Raw genomic sequence first — 16,985 nt, forward strand, 5'->3', positions numbered from 1 at the left:
TGCGTGGTAATATTGCCAAAATATCTGGCCCAAGCTAATGTTGCGCTACATATAGCTATCCCCAAAAAAGGGACCAAGGCAGAAGTGCACTGCCTTAATCCCTTTTTTGTTCAGTCATTTGTAATTTGTTCAATGACTTATGTTTTTTATGTTTAGCGGATTTAAAGCTTTTAAAGTTTCAGATATAAACCTCAGACGCCTGCTGGCTTAATTTCACTCGCCAGATCGATCCAGGCGATCTCTTCCGAAGTTAGCGTGATGCGGGAGCCTTCGTCACAGGAGAGCAACTCTGCTTGATTCTGTGCACCAATTAAGGCACAGGTCGGGAAGGACTGATTCAATACATATGCTAACGCAATCTGAATCGCCGTTGTATTCTTGGATGCAGCCAATTCCCCGGCACGACGAAGTCGTTCCCAGTTGCCATCGCTGTAGAATACACGCACCAAGTCCGCATTGTCGCGTACCTCTGGTGTGAATCGACCAGTGAAGAAACCGCGAGCCTGGGAAGACCAGGACAGGAGCGGCAGTTTTGTTTGCTCATGCCATGCGAGCGTTTCGGCATCCGCCGATACACAGCCTGCCCAGAATGGCTCGTTCGCTTTGGCGAGACTGAGGTTTGGACTGCTGAACGTGAATCCTTTGAGACCATGGGAGGCGGCATAAGCGTTAGCTTCTTCTAACCGTTGCCAGGTCCAGTTAGAGGCGCCGATGGCACCGATTTTGCCAGACTCGATGTGTTCGTTCAGTGCCTCCAGAATGGCAGCCACAGGCATGTTAGGATCATCCCGATGCAGTGCGTATAGCTCGACATGCTCCGTCTGTAAACGCTCCAGACTTTCAGTTAGGTCTTTGCGAATGGCATCCGCATTCACGCGAGGGCCGTTCTGGTCATGGTGTGCCCCTTTGGTGAGAATAACCATCTGGTCGCGATTGCCGCGTTCCTTCATATAACGTCCCAGTACCTCTTCGCTCTGACCGCCGCAATAGATGTGCGCTGTATCCACCGTGTTGCCGCCGATCGCCAGAAACGCATCCAGGTTTGTTGCAGCTTTCTCATACGTATCATGGAAGAAATAATCTGTTCCTTTGATTAGCCTTGAGACTTTTTTGCCAGCACCGGCGATTTCAATATATTCCATAGATAAACCGTCCTCTCTTATATAAAGGTTACAATTCGTTTGGGAGTGCTTTGCAGTTCCTTACTGTTCTTTGCAGTATATTGTAGAGCATATAGTCTCTGGTTCGTGCCTCACAACGTAATTCGTGTACGTTCTTCTGCCGAGCGAAGACAAGCTTCAAGGACTTTCATATTGGCTGCCGCATCGGAAGGAGCGAAACGAAGTCCCTTGCCTTGAAGTACAGCGCGAGCCATATCGTCACCTTGTAATGCATAATGATTGACCTGTGGCACCTCAACCTCACGGCGTTCACCGCCTGCCGTAACATAGAAGTTAGAACTGCTGTCTGTACGGGCAATATAGGCAGAAGGGACTTCGATAATACCGTCAGAGCCAAGCACCTCTAGCGTATTACGGAAGGCTGCCCACATACTGCTGTCAAACGTAACGCCAACATGGTTATCGAATTCAAGCAGTCCGGAAGCCATCATATCCACCTGATCATGCTCTGGTGAGAACATACCGATAACAGTCACGGCCTTCGGCTCCTGTCCCAGCAGGAGGCGAGCCGCACTAATGGAGTAACAGCCGATATCGTACAGCGCGCCGCCGCCCCATTCCTTACGGAAACGAACATTGCCGGATGACCCGGAATTGTTAAACGAAAACGTACTGTGGATGCCACGGATTTCGCCAATCTCGCCGCTGGCAATAATCTCCTTAATCTGGTCATAACGCGGGTGATGGCGGTACATAAACGCTTCGGCCAGATGCACGCCTGCATCAGCACAAGCTTCAACCATCTCGAGCGCTTCTTTTTCCGTAAGAGCGAGTGGTTTTTCGCATAAAATATGTTTGCCAGCCTGTGCTGCGCGAATCGTCCATTCCCGGTGCAGATGATTCGGAAGTGGAATGTAAACGGCATCAATTGAATCATCTTCCAAAATGGCTTCATAGCTTCCGTAAGCCTTTTCAATTCCAAGTTTATCAGCGGTTTGCTGTGCTTTATCAAGATCCCGGCTGGCAATAGCGGTAACCTCGTTCAACTCCGATTGCTGCAAGCCAGGAATGACGGAACCTATTGCAATGTTGGCGCTGCCGAGAATGCCCCAGCGTAACTTTTGAACAGAATTCATAACTTGTTTCCTCCTGTATTTGAATGTATATTGTGATTATAAAGAATAGATGAATGAATTAAAATGATAATATATTGAATTGAATTAACACAATATTGTTTAATGGGGTGAACCGACCATGATGAGACAAACCGTATTGCTGACCCTGCAGGATATCCCCTATTTCTGTTATCCTGAGTCCGTTGGACACTATACGGATCATGCCCAGCACGCTGTATTACGTGAGGCAGGGGTGCTTAATAATTTTAACATTCACTATGTTGCGGCAGGCAAAGGATATGTAGAGGCTGATGGGGTGGTGCATGAGCTCAGGGCAGGTCAAGCAGTGCTTTATTTCCCGCATCAGCGGCAGCATTATTATAGTAGCGAAGATGAGCCGTGGGACGTACGCTGGGTTCATTTTTATGGGGAACGGTTGCATGATTATATGCTGGAACGAGGCTTGCACCGCAACCTTTTATGGACGCTGAGACAGCGTACTTCCTGGGAAGACGCTCATCTGGCGTTGCTTGAAGAGGTGGAACAGAACCGGATGCTTCGTCCAGCCCAGTTGTCCACGTTGACCTATGCTTTGCTGGCGGAATTTGTACAGCATGCGGTACCGCTCAAGAACACACGCACCACGAGCAAAACGGAGAGCAGAGTGCTGTCGTTATTGCCGCAGATGCAACAGGAGGCTTGTGAGCCTTTTCTGTTACAAGACTGGGCGGATCGCGCAGGAGTGAGTACGTATTATTTTTGCAAAATGTTCAAGAATGCCGTAGAGATGACGCCAATGGAGTTTATCACACGTTCCAGGTTACAGATGGCCAAGCAATGGCTGCTTGAACGACCGTCGGCTAACATTGGGCAGATTGCCGAGGAAGCGGGATATCCCAATGCAAGTTATTTTAACCGCCAGTTTATGGCGCACGAGGGCATGACACCTACTGATTACCGTGGGCTTTACCATAAATAAGAAAAAAAATGGATGAAGCAAACTTCCAGCAACGCTGAAACGCCATCTACCTTGCGACTCTCATGTGTATTCGTTTGACAGAGCCTTCAATCAGGTCTATTATGGATAAATTAAATCCGTATATATGAGGTGTCCTCTCATGAAATATTCCAAAGCGACCAACTATGCGTTGCATACGATGTTATATCTGGTTAGCACTGCGCCCGAGCAACTGATTAGCGTGCATCAACTGGCTGAATTCCAGAAAGTATCTCCAACGTACTTGTCGAAAATATTGACCAAACTGGTTAAAGCGGGCATGATCGAATCCACTTCCGGTGCCAATGGCGGTTATCGACTTAGTCGCAAGAACCCTGATCCTTCTTTTCTGGAAATCATTCATGCCATCGAAGGCAAGGCTTCCTTGTTTGAATGCTCACAGAATCATAATGCAGCGTGTTTGATCCAGCAGGTGATGGTTCAGGCGGAAGAAGAGATGGAAAGTTTCCTGCAACATAAAAAAATGTCTGAGCTCGCGTCCCAGATGAGGGAAGCTCATTCGCTGTAATCTTTACCGCTCTAGTGTGGCTCTTGAATGTTTCTATTCCAGTAAGATTGGGTAATGCTTTTAGATTTCTCACTTGTTGCAACGTTGTGCCTGACAGAAGGGCAATGCTACAATAAGGAAGATATTATCTATACATACTTAATCACATCTTACATCTCTGGAGGGAATACACATGAGCCAAACGACGGCGATGACGGAACTGGAGCAACTGCTTGCACTTGAAAATATTAGAAATACCAAGGCGCGTTACTGCCGCTATATCGATACGAAAGCATGGGACGAACTCGTTGACGTATTTGCTCCCGATGCCGTTGCCGATTTCAGTACGGAAGGCAATCCGATTCCCGTTCTGACTGGACGTGACACGATTGTACAAGTGTTCCGTGACCTTGTAGACCCGGCGGTGACTGTGCATCACGTACATAGTGCGGAGGTGGAGTTTGTATCTGCGACTGAAGCCAAGGTTATTTCTCCGATGGAGGACTGGGTGACGTTCCCGGAAGGCAACGAGAACAAATCTTTCCACGGATTCGGGCATTATCACGAAACATTTGTCAAGATCGATGGACAGTGGCGTATTCAGCATACCAGCTTGAAACGTTTGCGTCTGGATCTGTTCGAATAAGCAACCGCTAATTGATTATACAATTCACACGGAGAGTCTGATCTTGATCAGGCTCTTTGGTTTTGTTTTCTTTGCAACGATGACATCATTAAACATATCCCCGAGAAAATAAAAAAAACCAGAAGACCTGTCGGATGACAGTGCCTTCTGGCTTGGTCAAGCTAATCCAATTTCGAATTAGGCTACAGTACGTTTCCGTGACTGCATTCTCAGATAAATTTGCGAAAATATAACGGATGCGAGGCCCACCACGGTCATGCCCCAGAAAATAAAGCTATACGCCGAAGATAGCTGCATGTTCTGCATCGCGGTCAAAGCGACTCCGGTTACAGCTACGCTGAATGCACCGCTGAAAAATTGACTTAGCTGGAACAGTCCCATGCCTGCGCCCACTTGATCCATGGACAGATTGCCTGATAATTCGTTGGATACGCTAGTCGTCAATGATGAGAAACCGACGCTGAGTAGCATATATACAACCATGATGGCGTAGATGCTTTGGTCTGCAAACAGAGCGAACAGTCCGGCAGCGGCCAGGAGCAGCCAAGGAGCAAACTTCAATAACAACGTATTGCCATGACGATCAATCATACGCCCGATGCGGTTTGACAGCAGCATGGACACAAGCGCACCCGGGAAGATGACAAGTCCCGATTGTGCCGGTGTCAGTCCATAGAGATGTGCAAGAACCTGCGGCAGCAGGAACAAGGTAGCGAAGTTATTAATGTAAGATACGATTCCCAGCGAGCTGAGGATCATATATTTCTTGTCTTTGAACAATGCCGGTTGCACAAACGGATCAGCTGCACGGCGAATGCGGAACCAGAACAGCAACAGTGCGCTTACCCCGATGATGAGTGTAATGATCTGGCGAGAAGTCAGAAATAACAGAATCCCGGTTGTACCGATGGCAAGCAAAACCGCGCCTAGCATGTCGAAGGAACCCTTTTGCGGCGTCTCTCGCGGTAACAGTTTATAAAAAACAGGGATTAAAAACAGTGCTAAACCGGTAACGATAAACAGATCATGCCATCCCAAAAACTGTGTAATGCTTCCGCCAAGCACCGGGCCAAGTCCCAAACCCAGCGAACTGGCGGACATGATGACGGCCATGGATTTACCCCGGCGTTCATTCGGAATGTAGCGGGTAATCAGCACAATCGCAAGTCCCGGAACGGAAGCTGCACCTGCGGCTTGAACCAGACGCGCAATGAGCAGAATAATGAAGTGGTCACTGAAGAAACCCAAGACAGATGCGGTTCCAAGCAGTGTAAGCCCGGTGGTAAACAGGGTGCGTATCGGCACAAAATCGGACAAACGTGAGAATGTAATCGAGGAAATCGCAAATACGATGGAATAACCCGTAACAATCCAGGAAGAAGCAACAGAGGTCAGCTTGAATTCAGCCGCAATTTTAGGCAGAGCCAGATTAAACATCATCGTGTTCATCACGACGAGTACAACGGTGAAACCAAGTAATGCCACAATTAATCCTTCTTGTATGCTAGTCCGTTCCATCGGAGTTGCCGTAGCCGTGTTGTTCATAAAAACCTCCTATCGTGATGTGTATTTCGCAACATTTCAGAAACGGTGTGTAACATTTGCAAAATGGTGTATAATGTCAGCCCCTGTGTTCCACAACAAGGGATGCATGCGAAATGATATAAGTTCGATTGGTATCGAACATTAGAAATATATCATGGATGTATGTTAGAATACAATGCATAGTCTTAAAAAAAAGGAGACTGCCTTATGAAAATTTTACATCATCCACAAGTGGCGGATATTGAGCTTTCTTCAGTGCTTTATGCGCTCAGCGACCCGACACGGCTGGGCATTGTGGCTGAATCCGCCAGAAGCGGGGAGCAACCATGCAGTCATTTTCATGCTCGTGTTGTGAAATCAACGATGTCGCACCATATTCGTACTTTACGGGAGGCGGGTGTCATTCGCGTCCGAGTACAGGGTACACAGCATTTTATTACACTACGGTCGGAGGATCTGGAAGAGAGATTTCCAGGGTTGTTACAGCCTCTTCTCCAAGCTGCAGCACTGACAAGCACAGAATCGGCTGAATGAATGTCCTTTCTTCTATATGAAGAAGGGGCATTTTTTATTTTTGGGATAGATGCCCATGAAAGACTCCATATTGAACTCGATAAAAGATTGCTCCTGATGCGACATTCTGTGTCGTCCCAATGCCTCTATAATGATGGTGAACAAAAACACATAAACCCTATTGAAAAGAGGTTCACAATCATTGGCTAAAACAAAAAGAGGTCGCGTTCTGTGGAGTCTTCCGTCCAGAGGTCGGGGAACATGTCCAATATGCAAGAGTACACGAATCAAATTGTTGTATACGCAAACGAAAACAGATGGCACGAGTCTGAAAGTTTGCAAAAAATGCTCCAAAGCCGTGCAGTACAGAGTAGATCTGGCAGAAGCAAATGTATAGCGTTGAAAGCTAACATACGTGTACGTAAATGTTATACGGATAACCTGTCATGGCCTGTTCTTCGGAACAGGCTATGCCCTTTTGTTATAATACAGGAATAAACGTTGGAATGATTCAGGGGGTGAAATCGCTTGAGTAGTATGCATCGGATTCATTGGTTCGATGAACAGATTCGAAGCGGGCGTTTTCCGAACAGCGGTGGCCTGGCCCAACAATTCGAGATATCTCGGCGTCAGGCGCAGCGTGATATTGAATATATGGTAAATACCCTCAGAGCCCCATTGGTGTATGTAGCCAAGTATCGAGGGTATTGTTACGAGGATCAGACCTTTCGTTTGCCGCATTTATATATGACGGATGAGGAACAAGGCGTTCTCAAATATCTGGCTCACCGATATCGGCATTATGACTATGAGCATTCGGATACGGTGAAACGGGTGGCACACTTATTGGAACGTTTTACGATGGAGGAGCATCTGCCCAAAGAGCAGTATCCGGTGTTTGCGGCATCGCCCAGGCACCTTCAATGGTTTAAATTGTTGTCCCATGCGATAGAGGATGCACGAAAAGTGCATATCTATTACAAGAATCATGAGGGGGAGCACCAGATCACCTTCTGTCCAGTGAAGCTGACTGCCCAGTTTAATGCAGACTATGTAGTCGGTTATGAGACAGACCCGCTACAACAGACACCGATTCGGCTGGAAAGCATCATGCAGCTGACGCTACTGGACGAACGCTTTGAATGCAACCAGGATACATGGATCAGTAGCTGGGAAGATACGTTGCCTGTGCGGAAACCGTTTGTGGCCGAGATTCGTTTCCGTGAAATGCAGCGATCAGAGCTGTGGCAAGGGTTCCGGATTCGGGAGCGAAAGGGTCAGGTCTGCTGGATAGAATTTTACGATGCGGACGTATTTTTGCAACATCTGTACGCCGCGGAGTGGGAGGAACTACTCTCCCCGGGATGGCTCAGACGCAAGCTGATGAAGCGGGTAGAAGAAATGACAGAGCGGCTTAGCAGGGGACAGAAAGGGAGAGAACAGGATGGCTGAGAACATGCTGGAGCATCTGGTGATGACAAGGGAATCCAAATCATTTGTGGACAGCCTACATGCGATTTTGCGGCATACAGGTCAATTCCAGGGTGAGAAGTATATGCTTGCAGGGTATACCGGCATGGCCTTTAAATTATCGGTTCATAAGAGATTACTGCCGATGTCGGTAACGGCATACGGACAGTGGGGAGTGTCTCATCAAGGCGGAATCGACAATCTTGGCCTATTTACAATATATGATGGGGGACGCAGTCGCCATCCGACATTTGCCTATTATCAACAAGATGCTGTGAATTGGATCAAGCGTAGTCTGGATGAAGGCAAAGGCGTCATCTACTGGATGCCCGAATTTGGTGTCATTTATGGATACGATGATGCAGATCGGGTCTTTTATGTGCAGGATGGTTGGAGCAAAGAGCCGCATATTTTACTGTATGATAATTTCGGATTGAATTTCACCGGTTTCTGGTACTGCCAGATCTTTGGTGACCAGGTACAGCTTACAGAACAGGAGATGGTGCTGGAATCTTTACGCCTGGCAATGGAGGATTGGGATATTCCGTACCGTTTGTTACCTGATCGGGATATTGCTTCGGGCAGGCAGGCATATGACGTATGGATCGAGGCACTGCGCTCTGGAGTTTACGATGGTGCAGGAGCAGCCTACCTTCTGGATTCGTACTGCCAATCGCGTACCGAGATTCAAATGTATTTACATGATGTTCGCGGCTTATGGACTGAACTGGATCTGGCATTAACGTGTTATACCCAGATTGCTGAACGCATCCAGCAGATGAGATCATTTCTGGTAAGGGAAGAAAACGGGCTTGTACTGCGGGAGGATACCAATGAGCAACTTGCGCAGTGGCTTGGACAGGCGAAGTTACTTGAAGAACAGGCGGTTGATTCTTTTCGTAATATATCCGCGCAGTATGCCGATCGTAAACGATCTACGGTACCCCGCTGGGGCACACACTCCGCACGTTAGAACTGGGGATGGGGACGTACGATGAAGAAAAGGAAGGCAGAATGGATGCAGGAATGGGGCTCAAAGAATGAATAAAATGAGGTTATTGACTGATTTAGCTGATTTAATGCAGCGACTACCTCAGAGCAATTCGGAGATCACAAACACGGATGCATGGCGATACGGGGCAGGCACCTATGCAGATGCGTTATATCCTATTTTATTACACCAAAAGTGGACACATCTTCCGCGCTATATGATTGCAGGCATGACAGCAAGTCTTTTTCGTTTCGTGGTGGACCGTCGTCTGACGACAGAATCCATCTCGGCATATAACTGGATGGCAGAGAACTTTGTTGCTGCTGATTTCATCGGCGTGACAGCGAGTCAGGCTGCCGGGTTTTCCTTTGAACCGACGTTCCCACTCTATCAGAAGCAGGCATTGCATGATATTAAGGCCTCGATTGACCGGGGAACCGGGGCGGTGCTGTGGCATGATCAATTTGTGGTGGTTGTCGGATACGACGATGACGAGGAAGTCCTGTTTCTCTGCACAGGAGATGATCCTGACATGCTTCGTTTACCCTATTCCTTAGTCGGCCGGAATAACTCACCCTATTGGTATTATCAAGTGTTGGAAGCTCACCAATCCATCGATATGTGGGAGGTATGCAAGGAGTCGTTAATCCAGGCTGTATACAAATGGGAAACGCACGACTATATGCTGCCAGCGCAAGATTACGCTTGCGGTTCTGCCGCATACACCGCGGTTGCGGAGGTGCTGCAGTCCGGAAACTATGAGAGCCATCAGGCGGCAGCGGTGCTTCGCTATTATGCTTATACAAGAGGGGACATCGCCTCATATGTCAGAGCGCTTGAACATTTATCGCCGCATATGGATCAAGTCATTGTAAAATATACACAGCTCGCTGATCTCTATGCATCTATTGTTGAAGTACTGGATGATTCCGCGGCATGGGATGCAAGGGAACCGGAAAGTGTGCAGCAAGTTATTGAACTGATTCGAAACGCAGGGGGTACGGAACAGGCTGCCATTGATGCAATTAAACATGCTTTTCCTGAAACGATCAACAATCGCTTCTCGGATATTGGGCTCAGATAACAATACGACACTTTAACATTGAATAAGCTGTACATCTAGACATGTTAGACACCAGAAAGGCGATAAGCCAATCTGGTGTCTTTTTTGCATATCATTCGAGTTTCGAACTCAATAAGGATAAAAGCTGCTTTTAGAAAAATAATATATAAAATTTGAAATAAAGGTAATCTGAATCCCACTTCATTCCGAATATTATAATATATGGTCTTATTTGGATGATGAATTCAAGGAATGAATGGGGGCAGAACGATGGTACGGAACCCGGAAACCCTTCAGGAATGTATCGAAAACGCAAGGTTGAGACTTTACCAGATGGCAAACCAATATACGAGTCTGCAACATCCGGAAGTCATTCGTCAGTCGATGGTGCTGGATGAATTAATTAACGAATATAACGATGCCAAACGCTTTATTTCACAAAGGAACCATCATAGCTAGGGTCAAGTGTACGAACGGCAGACTGAACCTCCGAAACAAGTCGTCCGCGTTCTTCGTAGAGCGGCATCTCTTCTTTAAACTGAAAGTGAATCGTTCGGACATCGCCTTCAGAGAATGTTATTTTTTGTGACTCTAATTCAATGAAAAATGAGTCATCAAACCTAAATCCGTCTCGATCCCGGTAGCAGTACATATAGTCAATATCCTTTTCTTCAACCACTAACACACCTTCTTCTGTCAACTTCATCATGGTATCCTCCTTCATAAGTGTGGAATGCAATATCTATTTACATTATATAGCATCTGTTAAAATTTGGGGATAGCTATATCATACATAACCTGAATATTTTATAACCTGAATGATTTCTGTTTTGCTTAGCTGTAGGAGTTTAGTCTTCAAGTAATCGTACGAAAGTCCGACAAGGATATAGGCAATTTCATAAATACACTGAAACGACGTTGTTAACATCTCATTTCGGTGTATTTTTTGTGCTTCCTCCGAAGTTTCACGCCAGAGAAGGAACTCTTGATCAGAAGCAAGTAGGGGACAACCGTGCGTAAGACTTATTGTTGCGAGTATGACCGAGCGTGTAAAATATAGTTTGAATGCGAACGTTAATGCGCATTTTTATCATTCAATGTACAGACTGCTCAGGCAGTTTGAGATAGAAGCCGTCGTGGTGTTGGAGCAAGAGTACATACAACATGTTTTACGAGAAAGGCAGGAGATAGAATGACAGCAGCATTGGAACAAGCTCTGGAAGAGATGATTCAGGCCATTCATGAATGGTTTGATGAGCAAACGGCACGTAAGGATTTAGAGCAGACGATCCAACGAACGAAACTGCAGATGGGCATATTCGATGATATCTTTGTTTTGTACAAGCCGGGAAGAACGATCGTGGATAGCCTGGATATGGGATGGGATGAAGGCTCATTATCGACGCAGGCGATCCGGTTTACAGAAGAAATGGTACGCGCCGAAATCCAGCCAAGGCTGGTTGAAGTGGTTCAGGAAAAATTGGCTGAATGGGCAGATACACCGCTGATTGATTACCGGTTTACGTTTAGAGGGAAGTTTCCTACAAGCAACGGGATGCTGAAACTGACGTTGCTGGAATACATCAACGAAGAGAAAAGACAGCAGCTGCTGGAACGAATTCGTACGTATACAGAGCATAAACTGGAGAATGGTGTGTACCCGACCAAGCCGCTTGAAACGACTTTTTTGGCAAAACATCTGCTTGATCCCGTGTTGTTTCCATCCATGGATGCTGCATGGGTCATTAAACAATATGAACAGATTCAAACGTTGAATAAGGAACGGAAAGAGGCTCTCGCCGAGCACCGTCATACGATCATTTATGCGCTCACGCTATGGGCGGAGAAGCAGTTTTTGCCACAGTATTTCGACGTGAAGATATCAGAATATTGTGAAAATGAATACACGTTGAAGCCGGATCAGAAGCTGGGCGGACTTGTTAAATATATAAATATAAGTAAGGATAAGGAAATGGATCAGGATTTCGATCTGGCTCAGGCTCAGGATGAGGGTTCACACCCCATCGATCTGCTCCTCTATGCAGCGGTGATGATTTTGCGTTTCGAACCTAGCTACAGCAAGCCAAGGGGGCTTAAATTTCTGGAACTCGCGAAGCAGCTCGGTAGTGAGCAGGCAGATCGGATGTTAACTGAGGGCAGTGGTGCATATAAGCCGGAAGATACCTATGTTAAAACGGAGCAGGTGGAGTGCCAGGCCAATGATGTTTTTGCGAGGATAACGATTCAGATACATCAGAAAGGACCAGGAGCATATCAACAGGCGATAGCCTTTATTATTCGTTTGCTGGAGCAGGGTTTCCCCAAGAGTTATCACATCAAACTGAAATCAAAAGTAAAACAGTATCTTCCAATCAAGGGACTTGCCAAATCAGATACACACCGATTCTTTGCAAATGCTCTGGAATATCCGGAGCTGTATTCACTTCTGGAACAATACGCACGAGTAGCCATCCAGGAATTTGAGTTTTATGCTGATACAGAGGGGGAGAAGAGTGGAATGCCTGGAAGCTATGCAGCTTTTGGGCTTGGACTTACGAGCGAGCAGTATTTTCCTCTGATTCACGATTATATGGGGCAGGTCGATGATGAGCATCAGATGATTCAGGACAAATTTATTGCTGCCTTTGCCGATAAATATGGGGTGACAGCAGACTCAGTGCCGGTTCTCGTTCAGAGTTTGCGGCGTTCAACGGACGGACTGAAGCTCAAATTGCTGCCGGAGTTCGAGCAGGAAGAGAAGCTTGAATGGCTACTGGAACAGGTTCAAGAGTTGGAATCCTATGAAGTTCAGCGTGTGCTCTATCCGATTTTTGGCAAGGTGGAGAAACTGGTCGCACTGGCTCGCAAGGCGGAGGGGAAACGAAAAGAATTATTACTGAGGCTGTCGAAGGCCGCAGGCCAATAAACGATTCTTTTACCAATTAAACCAATTCATATAAATGACCTTGGCGATCCATTGAATAGTACAGTAGACACCATGAGATGTGATGAAAGGTGGAGTTAGGATGGAAGCTTTAACAAGAAGCGTCTGGCAGGGGCTGTCCGAGCAGGACAAGCAAGAGTGGATGCAACGTATTGTGCTCCAGTTGCCTGAAGGGATGCAGTATGAGGGATTGCAGACGTTCGAACGCTATGGGCAGCGGACTCAGACCGGAGTGTTTACACACGATGAGCAGCGATTCGTATTTGTTCCAGGTGATCAGGTAACATTAGGCTGGGAAAAGTGGCATCACGGAATGGATGAGCAAACGACTGCTGATCTGCACGAAACTGCAAGCAGTTACGGGATTGAGGACGTACAATCGTTTCTGGCAGGCCAGATGTCACCTGTGAGAGCGGTCAATATTGGCCCGATGCTTGTGGAGTGTGAGACCACCTCCCTGGGGTGGATTGAGGTAACCGAGGAAGAAGCATTTGCTCAGGAGCATGATGACTTTCCTAAAGCCTTAGCCGAATTCAAGGAATCAGGGCTGAATGAATATGAACTTCATCTGGAATTCAAACTGATTCAAGACCAAGGAGAGGTTCGCATTCTCTGGTTTAATGAAGGGATCGAACTGGAGGACATTGTAAAGGAAGAAACAGCGGCTGGATTCAGTTTGTTGACGGAAGACGAGTGGGAGTATATCTATGGTGGAGGTTGCCGCACGTTATTCCCTTGGGGAGACAGCTTTGACTATACGATGAGATTAAGACATTTGGGAATACCTCAAAATCAAGATCGGCTAGATCAATCGTTTGTTCATTCAGAAAAAGATACAGATACAGCTGTGGATACTGGGACAGATGCACTTACGGAGCCGACTGAATCCTCGCGAGCTGGAGCAAATCATCACCAGTATGATTTGGAGTTGCCGAATTTCTTCGGTATACAGTTTACCGGAGATCCATATAAATACGAGCTTACGCTGGGTGCAGATGATGAAGTGATGCCAAAAGGCGGAGATGGCGGGGCTCTGATCTGTGGAGGAACAGGGCCATTGCTTAGCTTCCTGCCTGCTGCTTCGGTGTTTTTTCGGGATATGAATGTGGATGAGCTGGATTGGGAGGAAGTGATGGATGCGTTGTATTATCGCCGGGTCATCCGTCTGAGGGATGTAAAGATTAATGGAGAGTAGTGTAGTATGGCGGAGTACATGACAAACAACAATCAAACAGAACCTTCGGATGATGAGGTGAATGCTACAAATGGTGCCGTGATGTTTAAGGGAAAAACCTATCCGAAGGAAACGTTCGAGAACTATTTGGTTATTTATGCATCCGATGGAATTCGGCTGAGTGCCGGCACGCTGGTTTTGTTTTTTCTGAATGTATTTCTGCTTATTCCGATCTTTAGTGTTCCATATCAATCTCTTTATGCATATCTTCTATTGCCACCATTAGCGATCTTGAACCTGTGGGCCATCGCTCTAATTATTGCTCCACGCAGACTTCAATTAAATTATGTATTGTTCCGGGGTGTATTTGGACTTGTGTGTTCAGTCAGTTTTATGGTGGTTATACAGAAGTTTGCGTACGGGACGTTGGGTATGACAACGCCATGGTATGTGATTGGTTCTTTCGTGATGTATGTATTTACTTTAATTCAATATGTGAGGTTTCGTTTGCAAAAATTAAAGCAGTCGCCTCGGCTTAACAAAATAGACAAAAACTTCAGGATGCCTATCGCTGTCATAGCCGTGATTTCAGGAGGGGCATACCTGATGGCTAACATTTCACTGGCTTTCTTTACAGAACAGACGGTAGTCGTTATTTTGATTTGCGTATATAACATGCTTATCTTTGTTGTGTTTCACTTTGTTATGGACTTGCATCGGTATTACTGGCTGCGCCGAGTCATGAATGAAAAATGAAGCTAAACGAATATCTCGTTTTTTATTTATGAATAAAGTTTTCATATATGGAATAATTAGTGATGAAACTTTCAGATAAAGGAAATATACTTAACAAGTCTCAATCCAATCCATTATATAGAGAAGGAGTTAAGTATGTCCAAAGAGTACAAGTGGTTTGTAGTCAGTGTTGTTGTTATATTTATCTTGATGTCTAACGTGTATGGATTCTCCGAGGCATCCGCTGCCTCACTTTCTCCAAGTGCACAGACTGGAGAACGAGTGAGCTCATCTGCGGATCGGGTGCAACATAACATTCGTTTTGCAATCCGAGGCACCGAAGTTGAAGTTTCGACCGTGAAGACCAGTTTTGATACCGGTGAAATGAAAAGAAACAATTACCATTTTACAGATCCAGCGGTTCTTCCACGAATACATACGGGTGTGACGACAACCTCTCACCATTATGATCCGATCGTCAGTGATACATCATCAGGTTTAAAAGGATACATGGTTTATTACGCAACGGAAAAGAACGAGCAATACTATGTTTTGTATGAGTATGATTATAGTTCCAACACCCTTCGCAAGGTTTATGAGAGTGAAAATCGTATATATATCGAACCGCAGCTGGGCATGTTTTACACCATGTACGAGAAAAATGCAGTGAAATATCAGTATTATTCGATGGCAACGGGAAAAAAAGTATATGCTCACGGGAAAATATATAAAGAAAGAGAGATTACTGACACGAAATATGCGGTATCGCCAATACCGAAGAATCGTGATTTCGGAGTATATTGTACATCGACGTTAAAAGATTGCCACTATCTGGAGTATGGTGGAATAAAGGGACAGAAGGCCAAAGTCAGCAATTTACAGATGATGCATGATATGAAGACAAAGCTAACATCAAAAACATTCCAAGCAAGTTCAGATGTGCAACTTAGCGTTTCGCAGGGAAATGTACATGATCGGAAATCGGATTGGACTGTGATTGCAACCAAGAATGGCAAAAAAACGACACTGATTAAAGAGCGTGTTGGCTATGTACATTCCTTTGTATCCCCTGAAAGAAAGACATTGGTATTGGTCACAGAGAGTGGTCTGGATAGTAAAATGGAATCGTCCAAAGTACATCTCTATGATCTAAAAACACTAAAGAAAATTCGCTCCTATGACTCACCGTATAAAGCTCGTACAGAAAGTATCCAATGGGTCACCGAGGATGAGTATGTAATTGAGCAATACTTTTCCAATCCAGGCGGATATCCGCCATCTTTATATGTAATTTCCGAGAACAAACATCTCAAATTGAGATATGACACTTATCGTGACTGGAAAAATCACTGGAATTCGTTTCAGTTTTCTACGATTTTCTTTCCAATGGAGCCTGTAGCAATTAAGTCCGGTAATGGCGTATTAGCGTATAAAGGCCAGCCATCCTTCTATATGGGAGGTCAGAATTATGTTCCTTTGCAAGAATTTACGCAAGCCTTCCATATTCAATATCAGCTGAGCAAAGACCGGATCACCTTTACTCGTGGTCAGCGCTCTTCCAGCATAAACAAACTTTCGAGTCAATCAATAACTTTATACAATCAGACCTTTATTCCGTTAGGTCAATGGAATAAGGATCTGGGATTGAAAGTTTCAGAAACGAAGGGCGGAATTCATAGTAGAGAATTAATTTTGAGTGATGAAGAAAAGGGTACTGAACTGGCAATGGCTCCTAAAGATCTTGCGTTTCGAGCATATGCACGATGGATGAAGAGTGTTGGCGACGGTTACCAGTTAGATATGGTAAATACAAGAACAGTGGAATCACCAGTATCGGACCGGTTAGAAAGTGTAGTGTTAAATTTTGACGGTACGATCACGTATGATTATCCTGAATCAACTTTGACTGAATTATGGTTTACCAGTCAGGATTTTAATACCGTCATTGGAACCTTGTCTGTATCCGATATTCCCGAGAAAAAGTGGGGGTTCACCACAGCTAAAATCCCTGCGAATGTCATACAAGACGGAATTGTGAATGTAATTGTTCCTAGGAAAAAAGGAATTTCAACCTATGTGCACTCGGTGAAACTTCCACCCCCGTTTGATAAAAACAAATTTGAATAGGCATGATCATAGGTACAGCCTCCGGGCTGTACTTTT

17 protein-coding genes are annotated in these 16,985 nt (G+C 45.6%); 13 read left to right on the plus strand and 4 right to left on the minus strand.

Annotated features, from left to right (window positions below; translation table 11 throughout):
- Nucleotides 1-191: 191 nt before the first annotated feature.
- Both FS818_RS21920 and FS818_RS21925 read right to left on the minus strand, forming a co-directional pair.
- Complete coding sequence (locus FS818_RS21920) at nucleotides 192-1,142, minus strand: aldo/keto reductase (protein WP_145334690.1); 951 nt, start codon at nucleotides 1,140-1,142, stop codon at nucleotides 192-194.
- A gap of 110 nt (nucleotides 1,143-1,252) precedes the next feature.
- Nucleotides 1,253-2,257, minus strand: a complete 1,005-nt coding sequence (locus FS818_RS21925; RefSeq protein ID WP_145334692.1) for a Gfo/Idh/MocA family protein — start codon at nucleotides 2,255-2,257, stop codon at nucleotides 1,253-1,255.
- 118 nt (nucleotides 2,258-2,375) lie between these two features.
- Between FS818_RS21925 and FS818_RS21930 the strand changes: the two genes are divergently transcribed.
- From FS818_RS21930 to FS818_RS21940, 3 genes are all read left to right on the plus strand, one after another.
- Nucleotides 2,376-3,215, plus strand: a complete 840-nt coding sequence (locus FS818_RS21930; RefSeq protein WP_145334694.1) for an AraC family transcriptional regulator — start codon at nucleotides 2,376-2,378, stop codon at nucleotides 3,213-3,215.
- Between the two features lie 139 nt (nucleotides 3,216-3,354).
- Entirely contained in the window at nucleotides 3,355-3,762 is a 408-nt protein-coding gene (locus FS818_RS21935; protein WP_090924327.1) for an RrF2 family transcriptional regulator, read from the plus strand.
- Nucleotides 3,763-3,934: 172 nt separating this feature from the next.
- Nucleotides 3,935-4,387, plus strand: a complete 453-nt coding sequence (locus FS818_RS21940; RefSeq protein ID WP_145334696.1) for a nuclear transport factor 2 family protein — start codon at nucleotides 3,935-3,937, stop codon at nucleotides 4,385-4,387.
- A gap of 177 nt (nucleotides 4,388-4,564) precedes the next feature.
- On the opposite strand, the gene FS818_RS21945 is transcribed toward FS818_RS21940, so the two are convergent.
- Nucleotides 4,565-5,932: an MFS transporter gene (locus tag FS818_RS21945; RefSeq protein WP_145334699.1), complete on the minus strand. Its 1,368-nt coding sequence runs from the start codon at nucleotides 5,930-5,932 to the stop codon at nucleotides 4,565-4,567.
- 207 nt (nucleotides 5,933-6,139) lie between these two features.
- On the opposite strand from FS818_RS21945, the gene FS818_RS21950 reads away from it, so the two are divergent.
- The 6 genes from FS818_RS21950 to FS818_RS21975 all read left to right on the plus strand — a co-directional run bounded on the left by FS818_RS21950 (nucleotide 6,140) and on the right by FS818_RS21975 (nucleotide 10,428).
- The gene (locus tag FS818_RS21950; RefSeq protein ID WP_145334701.1) at nucleotides 6,140-6,466 is read left to right on the plus strand and encodes an ArsR/SmtB family transcription factor; all 327 of its coding nucleotides are present in this window, start codon (nucleotides 6,140-6,142) and stop codon (nucleotides 6,464-6,466) included.
- 181 nt (nucleotides 6,467-6,647) lie between these two features.
- Nucleotides 6,648-6,842: a hypothetical protein gene (locus FS818_RS29415; RefSeq protein ID WP_145334703.1), complete on the plus strand. Its 195-nt coding sequence runs from the start codon at nucleotides 6,648-6,650 to the stop codon at nucleotides 6,840-6,842.
- 140 nt (nucleotides 6,843-6,982) lie between these two features.
- Nucleotides 6,983-7,897: a helix-turn-helix transcriptional regulator gene (locus FS818_RS21960; protein ID WP_260984783.1), complete on the plus strand. Its 915-nt coding sequence runs from the start codon at nucleotides 6,983-6,985 to the stop codon at nucleotides 7,895-7,897.
- A complete protein-coding gene (locus FS818_RS21965) occupies nucleotides 7,890-8,888 on the plus strand; it encodes a cysteine peptidase family C39 domain-containing protein (RefSeq protein WP_145334707.1) in 999 nt (332 codons plus the stop codon). The genes FS818_RS21960 and FS818_RS21965 overlap by 8 nt, the downstream gene beginning before the upstream one ends.
- 67 nt (nucleotides 8,889-8,955) lie before the next feature.
- Entirely contained in the window at nucleotides 8,956-9,990 is a 1,035-nt protein-coding gene (locus tag FS818_RS21970; protein WP_145334709.1) for a hypothetical protein, read from the plus strand.
- 249 nt (nucleotides 9,991-10,239) lie between these two features.
- The gene (locus FS818_RS21975; protein WP_123065934.1) at nucleotides 10,240-10,428 is read left to right on the plus strand and encodes an aspartyl-phosphate phosphatase Spo0E family protein; all 189 of its coding nucleotides are present in this window, start codon (nucleotides 10,240-10,242) and stop codon (nucleotides 10,426-10,428) included.
- On the opposite strand, the gene FS818_RS21980 is transcribed toward FS818_RS21975, so the two are convergent.
- Nucleotides 10,400-10,675 (minus strand): hypothetical protein, encoded by a 276-nt coding sequence (locus FS818_RS21980; RefSeq protein ID WP_145334711.1) that lies wholly within the window; start codon nucleotides 10,673-10,675, stop codon nucleotides 10,400-10,402. The two genes, FS818_RS21975 and FS818_RS21980, sit on opposite strands and share 29 nt — an antisense overlap.
- Nucleotides 10,676-11,161: 486 nt before the next feature.
- Here FS818_RS21980 and FS818_RS21985 point away from each other — a divergent pair, with 486 nt between their 5' ends.
- From FS818_RS21985 to FS818_RS22000, 4 genes are all read left to right on the plus strand, one after another.
- Nucleotides 11,162-12,895, plus strand: coding sequence for a DUF6138 family protein (locus FS818_RS21985; RefSeq protein WP_145334713.1), 1,734 nt, complete (start codon nucleotides 11,162-11,164; stop codon nucleotides 12,893-12,895).
- A 100-nt stretch (nucleotides 12,896-12,995) separates the two neighbouring features.
- On the plus strand, nucleotides 12,996-14,108 hold the full coding sequence (locus tag FS818_RS21990) for a formylglycine-generating enzyme family protein (RefSeq protein ID WP_145334715.1): 1,113 nt from the start codon (nucleotides 12,996-12,998) through the stop codon (nucleotides 14,106-14,108).
- Nucleotides 14,109-14,114: 6 nt separating this feature from the next.
- Entirely contained in the window at nucleotides 14,115-14,843 is a 729-nt protein-coding gene (locus FS818_RS21995; RefSeq protein WP_145334717.1) for a hypothetical protein, read from the plus strand.
- A gap of 135 nt (nucleotides 14,844-14,978) precedes the next feature.
- Nucleotides 14,979-16,949, plus strand: a complete 1,971-nt coding sequence (locus FS818_RS22000; protein ID WP_145334719.1) for a hypothetical protein — start codon at nucleotides 14,979-14,981, stop codon at nucleotides 16,947-16,949.
- The last annotated feature ends 36 nt before the right edge of the window (nucleotides 16,950-16,985 follow it).

Origin of the sequence: Paenibacillus xylanexedens, from assembly GCF_007680605.1 — a bacterium.
Taxonomy (GTDB): Bacteria; Bacillota; Bacilli; order Paenibacillales; family Paenibacillaceae; genus Paenibacillus; species Paenibacillus xylanexedens_B.

Bases quoted from the DNA above. Each gene is read 5' to 3' on its own strand.
- FS818_RS21920 (WP_145334690.1), bottom strand. From the start codon at position 1,142: ATGGAATATATTGAAATCGCCGGTGCTGGCAAAAAAGTCTCAAGGCTA.
- FS818_RS21925 (WP_145334692.1), bottom strand. From the start codon at position 2,257: ATGAATTCTGTTCAAAAGTTACGCTGGGGCATTCTCGGCAGCGCCAAC.
- FS818_RS21930 (WP_145334694.1), top strand. From the start codon at position 2,376: ATGATGAGACAAACCGTATTGCTGACCCTGCAGGATATCCCCTATTTC.
- FS818_RS21935 (WP_090924327.1), top strand. From the start codon at position 3,355: ATGAAATATTCCAAAGCGACCAACTATGCGTTGCATACGATGTTATAT.
- FS818_RS21940 (WP_145334696.1), top strand. From the start codon at position 3,935: ATGAGCCAAACGACGGCGATGACGGAACTGGAGCAACTGCTTGCACTT.
- FS818_RS21945 (WP_145334699.1), bottom strand. From the start codon at position 5,932: ATGAACAACACGGCTACGGCAACTCCGATGGAACGGACTAGCATACAA.
- FS818_RS21950 (WP_145334701.1), top strand. From the start codon at position 6,140: ATGAAAATTTTACATCATCCACAAGTGGCGGATATTGAGCTTTCTTCA.
- FS818_RS21960 (WP_260984783.1), top strand. From the start codon at position 6,983: ATGCATCGGATTCATTGGTTCGATGAACAGATTCGAAGCGGGCGTTTT.
- FS818_RS21965 (WP_145334707.1), top strand. From the start codon at position 7,890: ATGGCTGAGAACATGCTGGAGCATCTGGTGATGACAAGGGAATCCAAA.
- FS818_RS21970 (WP_145334709.1), top strand. From the start codon at position 8,956: ATGAATAAAATGAGGTTATTGACTGATTTAGCTGATTTAATGCAGCGA.
- FS818_RS21975 (WP_123065934.1), top strand. From the start codon at position 10,240: ATGGTACGGAACCCGGAAACCCTTCAGGAATGTATCGAAAACGCAAGG.
- FS818_RS21980 (WP_145334711.1), bottom strand. From the start codon at position 10,675: ATGAAGTTGACAGAAGAAGGTGTGTTAGTGGTTGAAGAAAAGGATATT.
- FS818_RS21985 (WP_145334713.1), top strand. From the start codon at position 11,162: ATGACAGCAGCATTGGAACAAGCTCTGGAAGAGATGATTCAGGCCATT.
- FS818_RS21990 (WP_145334715.1), top strand. From the start codon at position 12,996: ATGGAAGCTTTAACAAGAAGCGTCTGGCAGGGGCTGTCCGAGCAGGAC.
- FS818_RS21995 (WP_145334717.1), top strand. From the start codon at position 14,115: ATGGCGGAGTACATGACAAACAACAATCAAACAGAACCTTCGGATGAT.
- FS818_RS22000 (WP_145334719.1), top strand. From the start codon at position 14,979: ATGTCCAAAGAGTACAAGTGGTTTGTAGTCAGTGTTGTTGTTATATTT.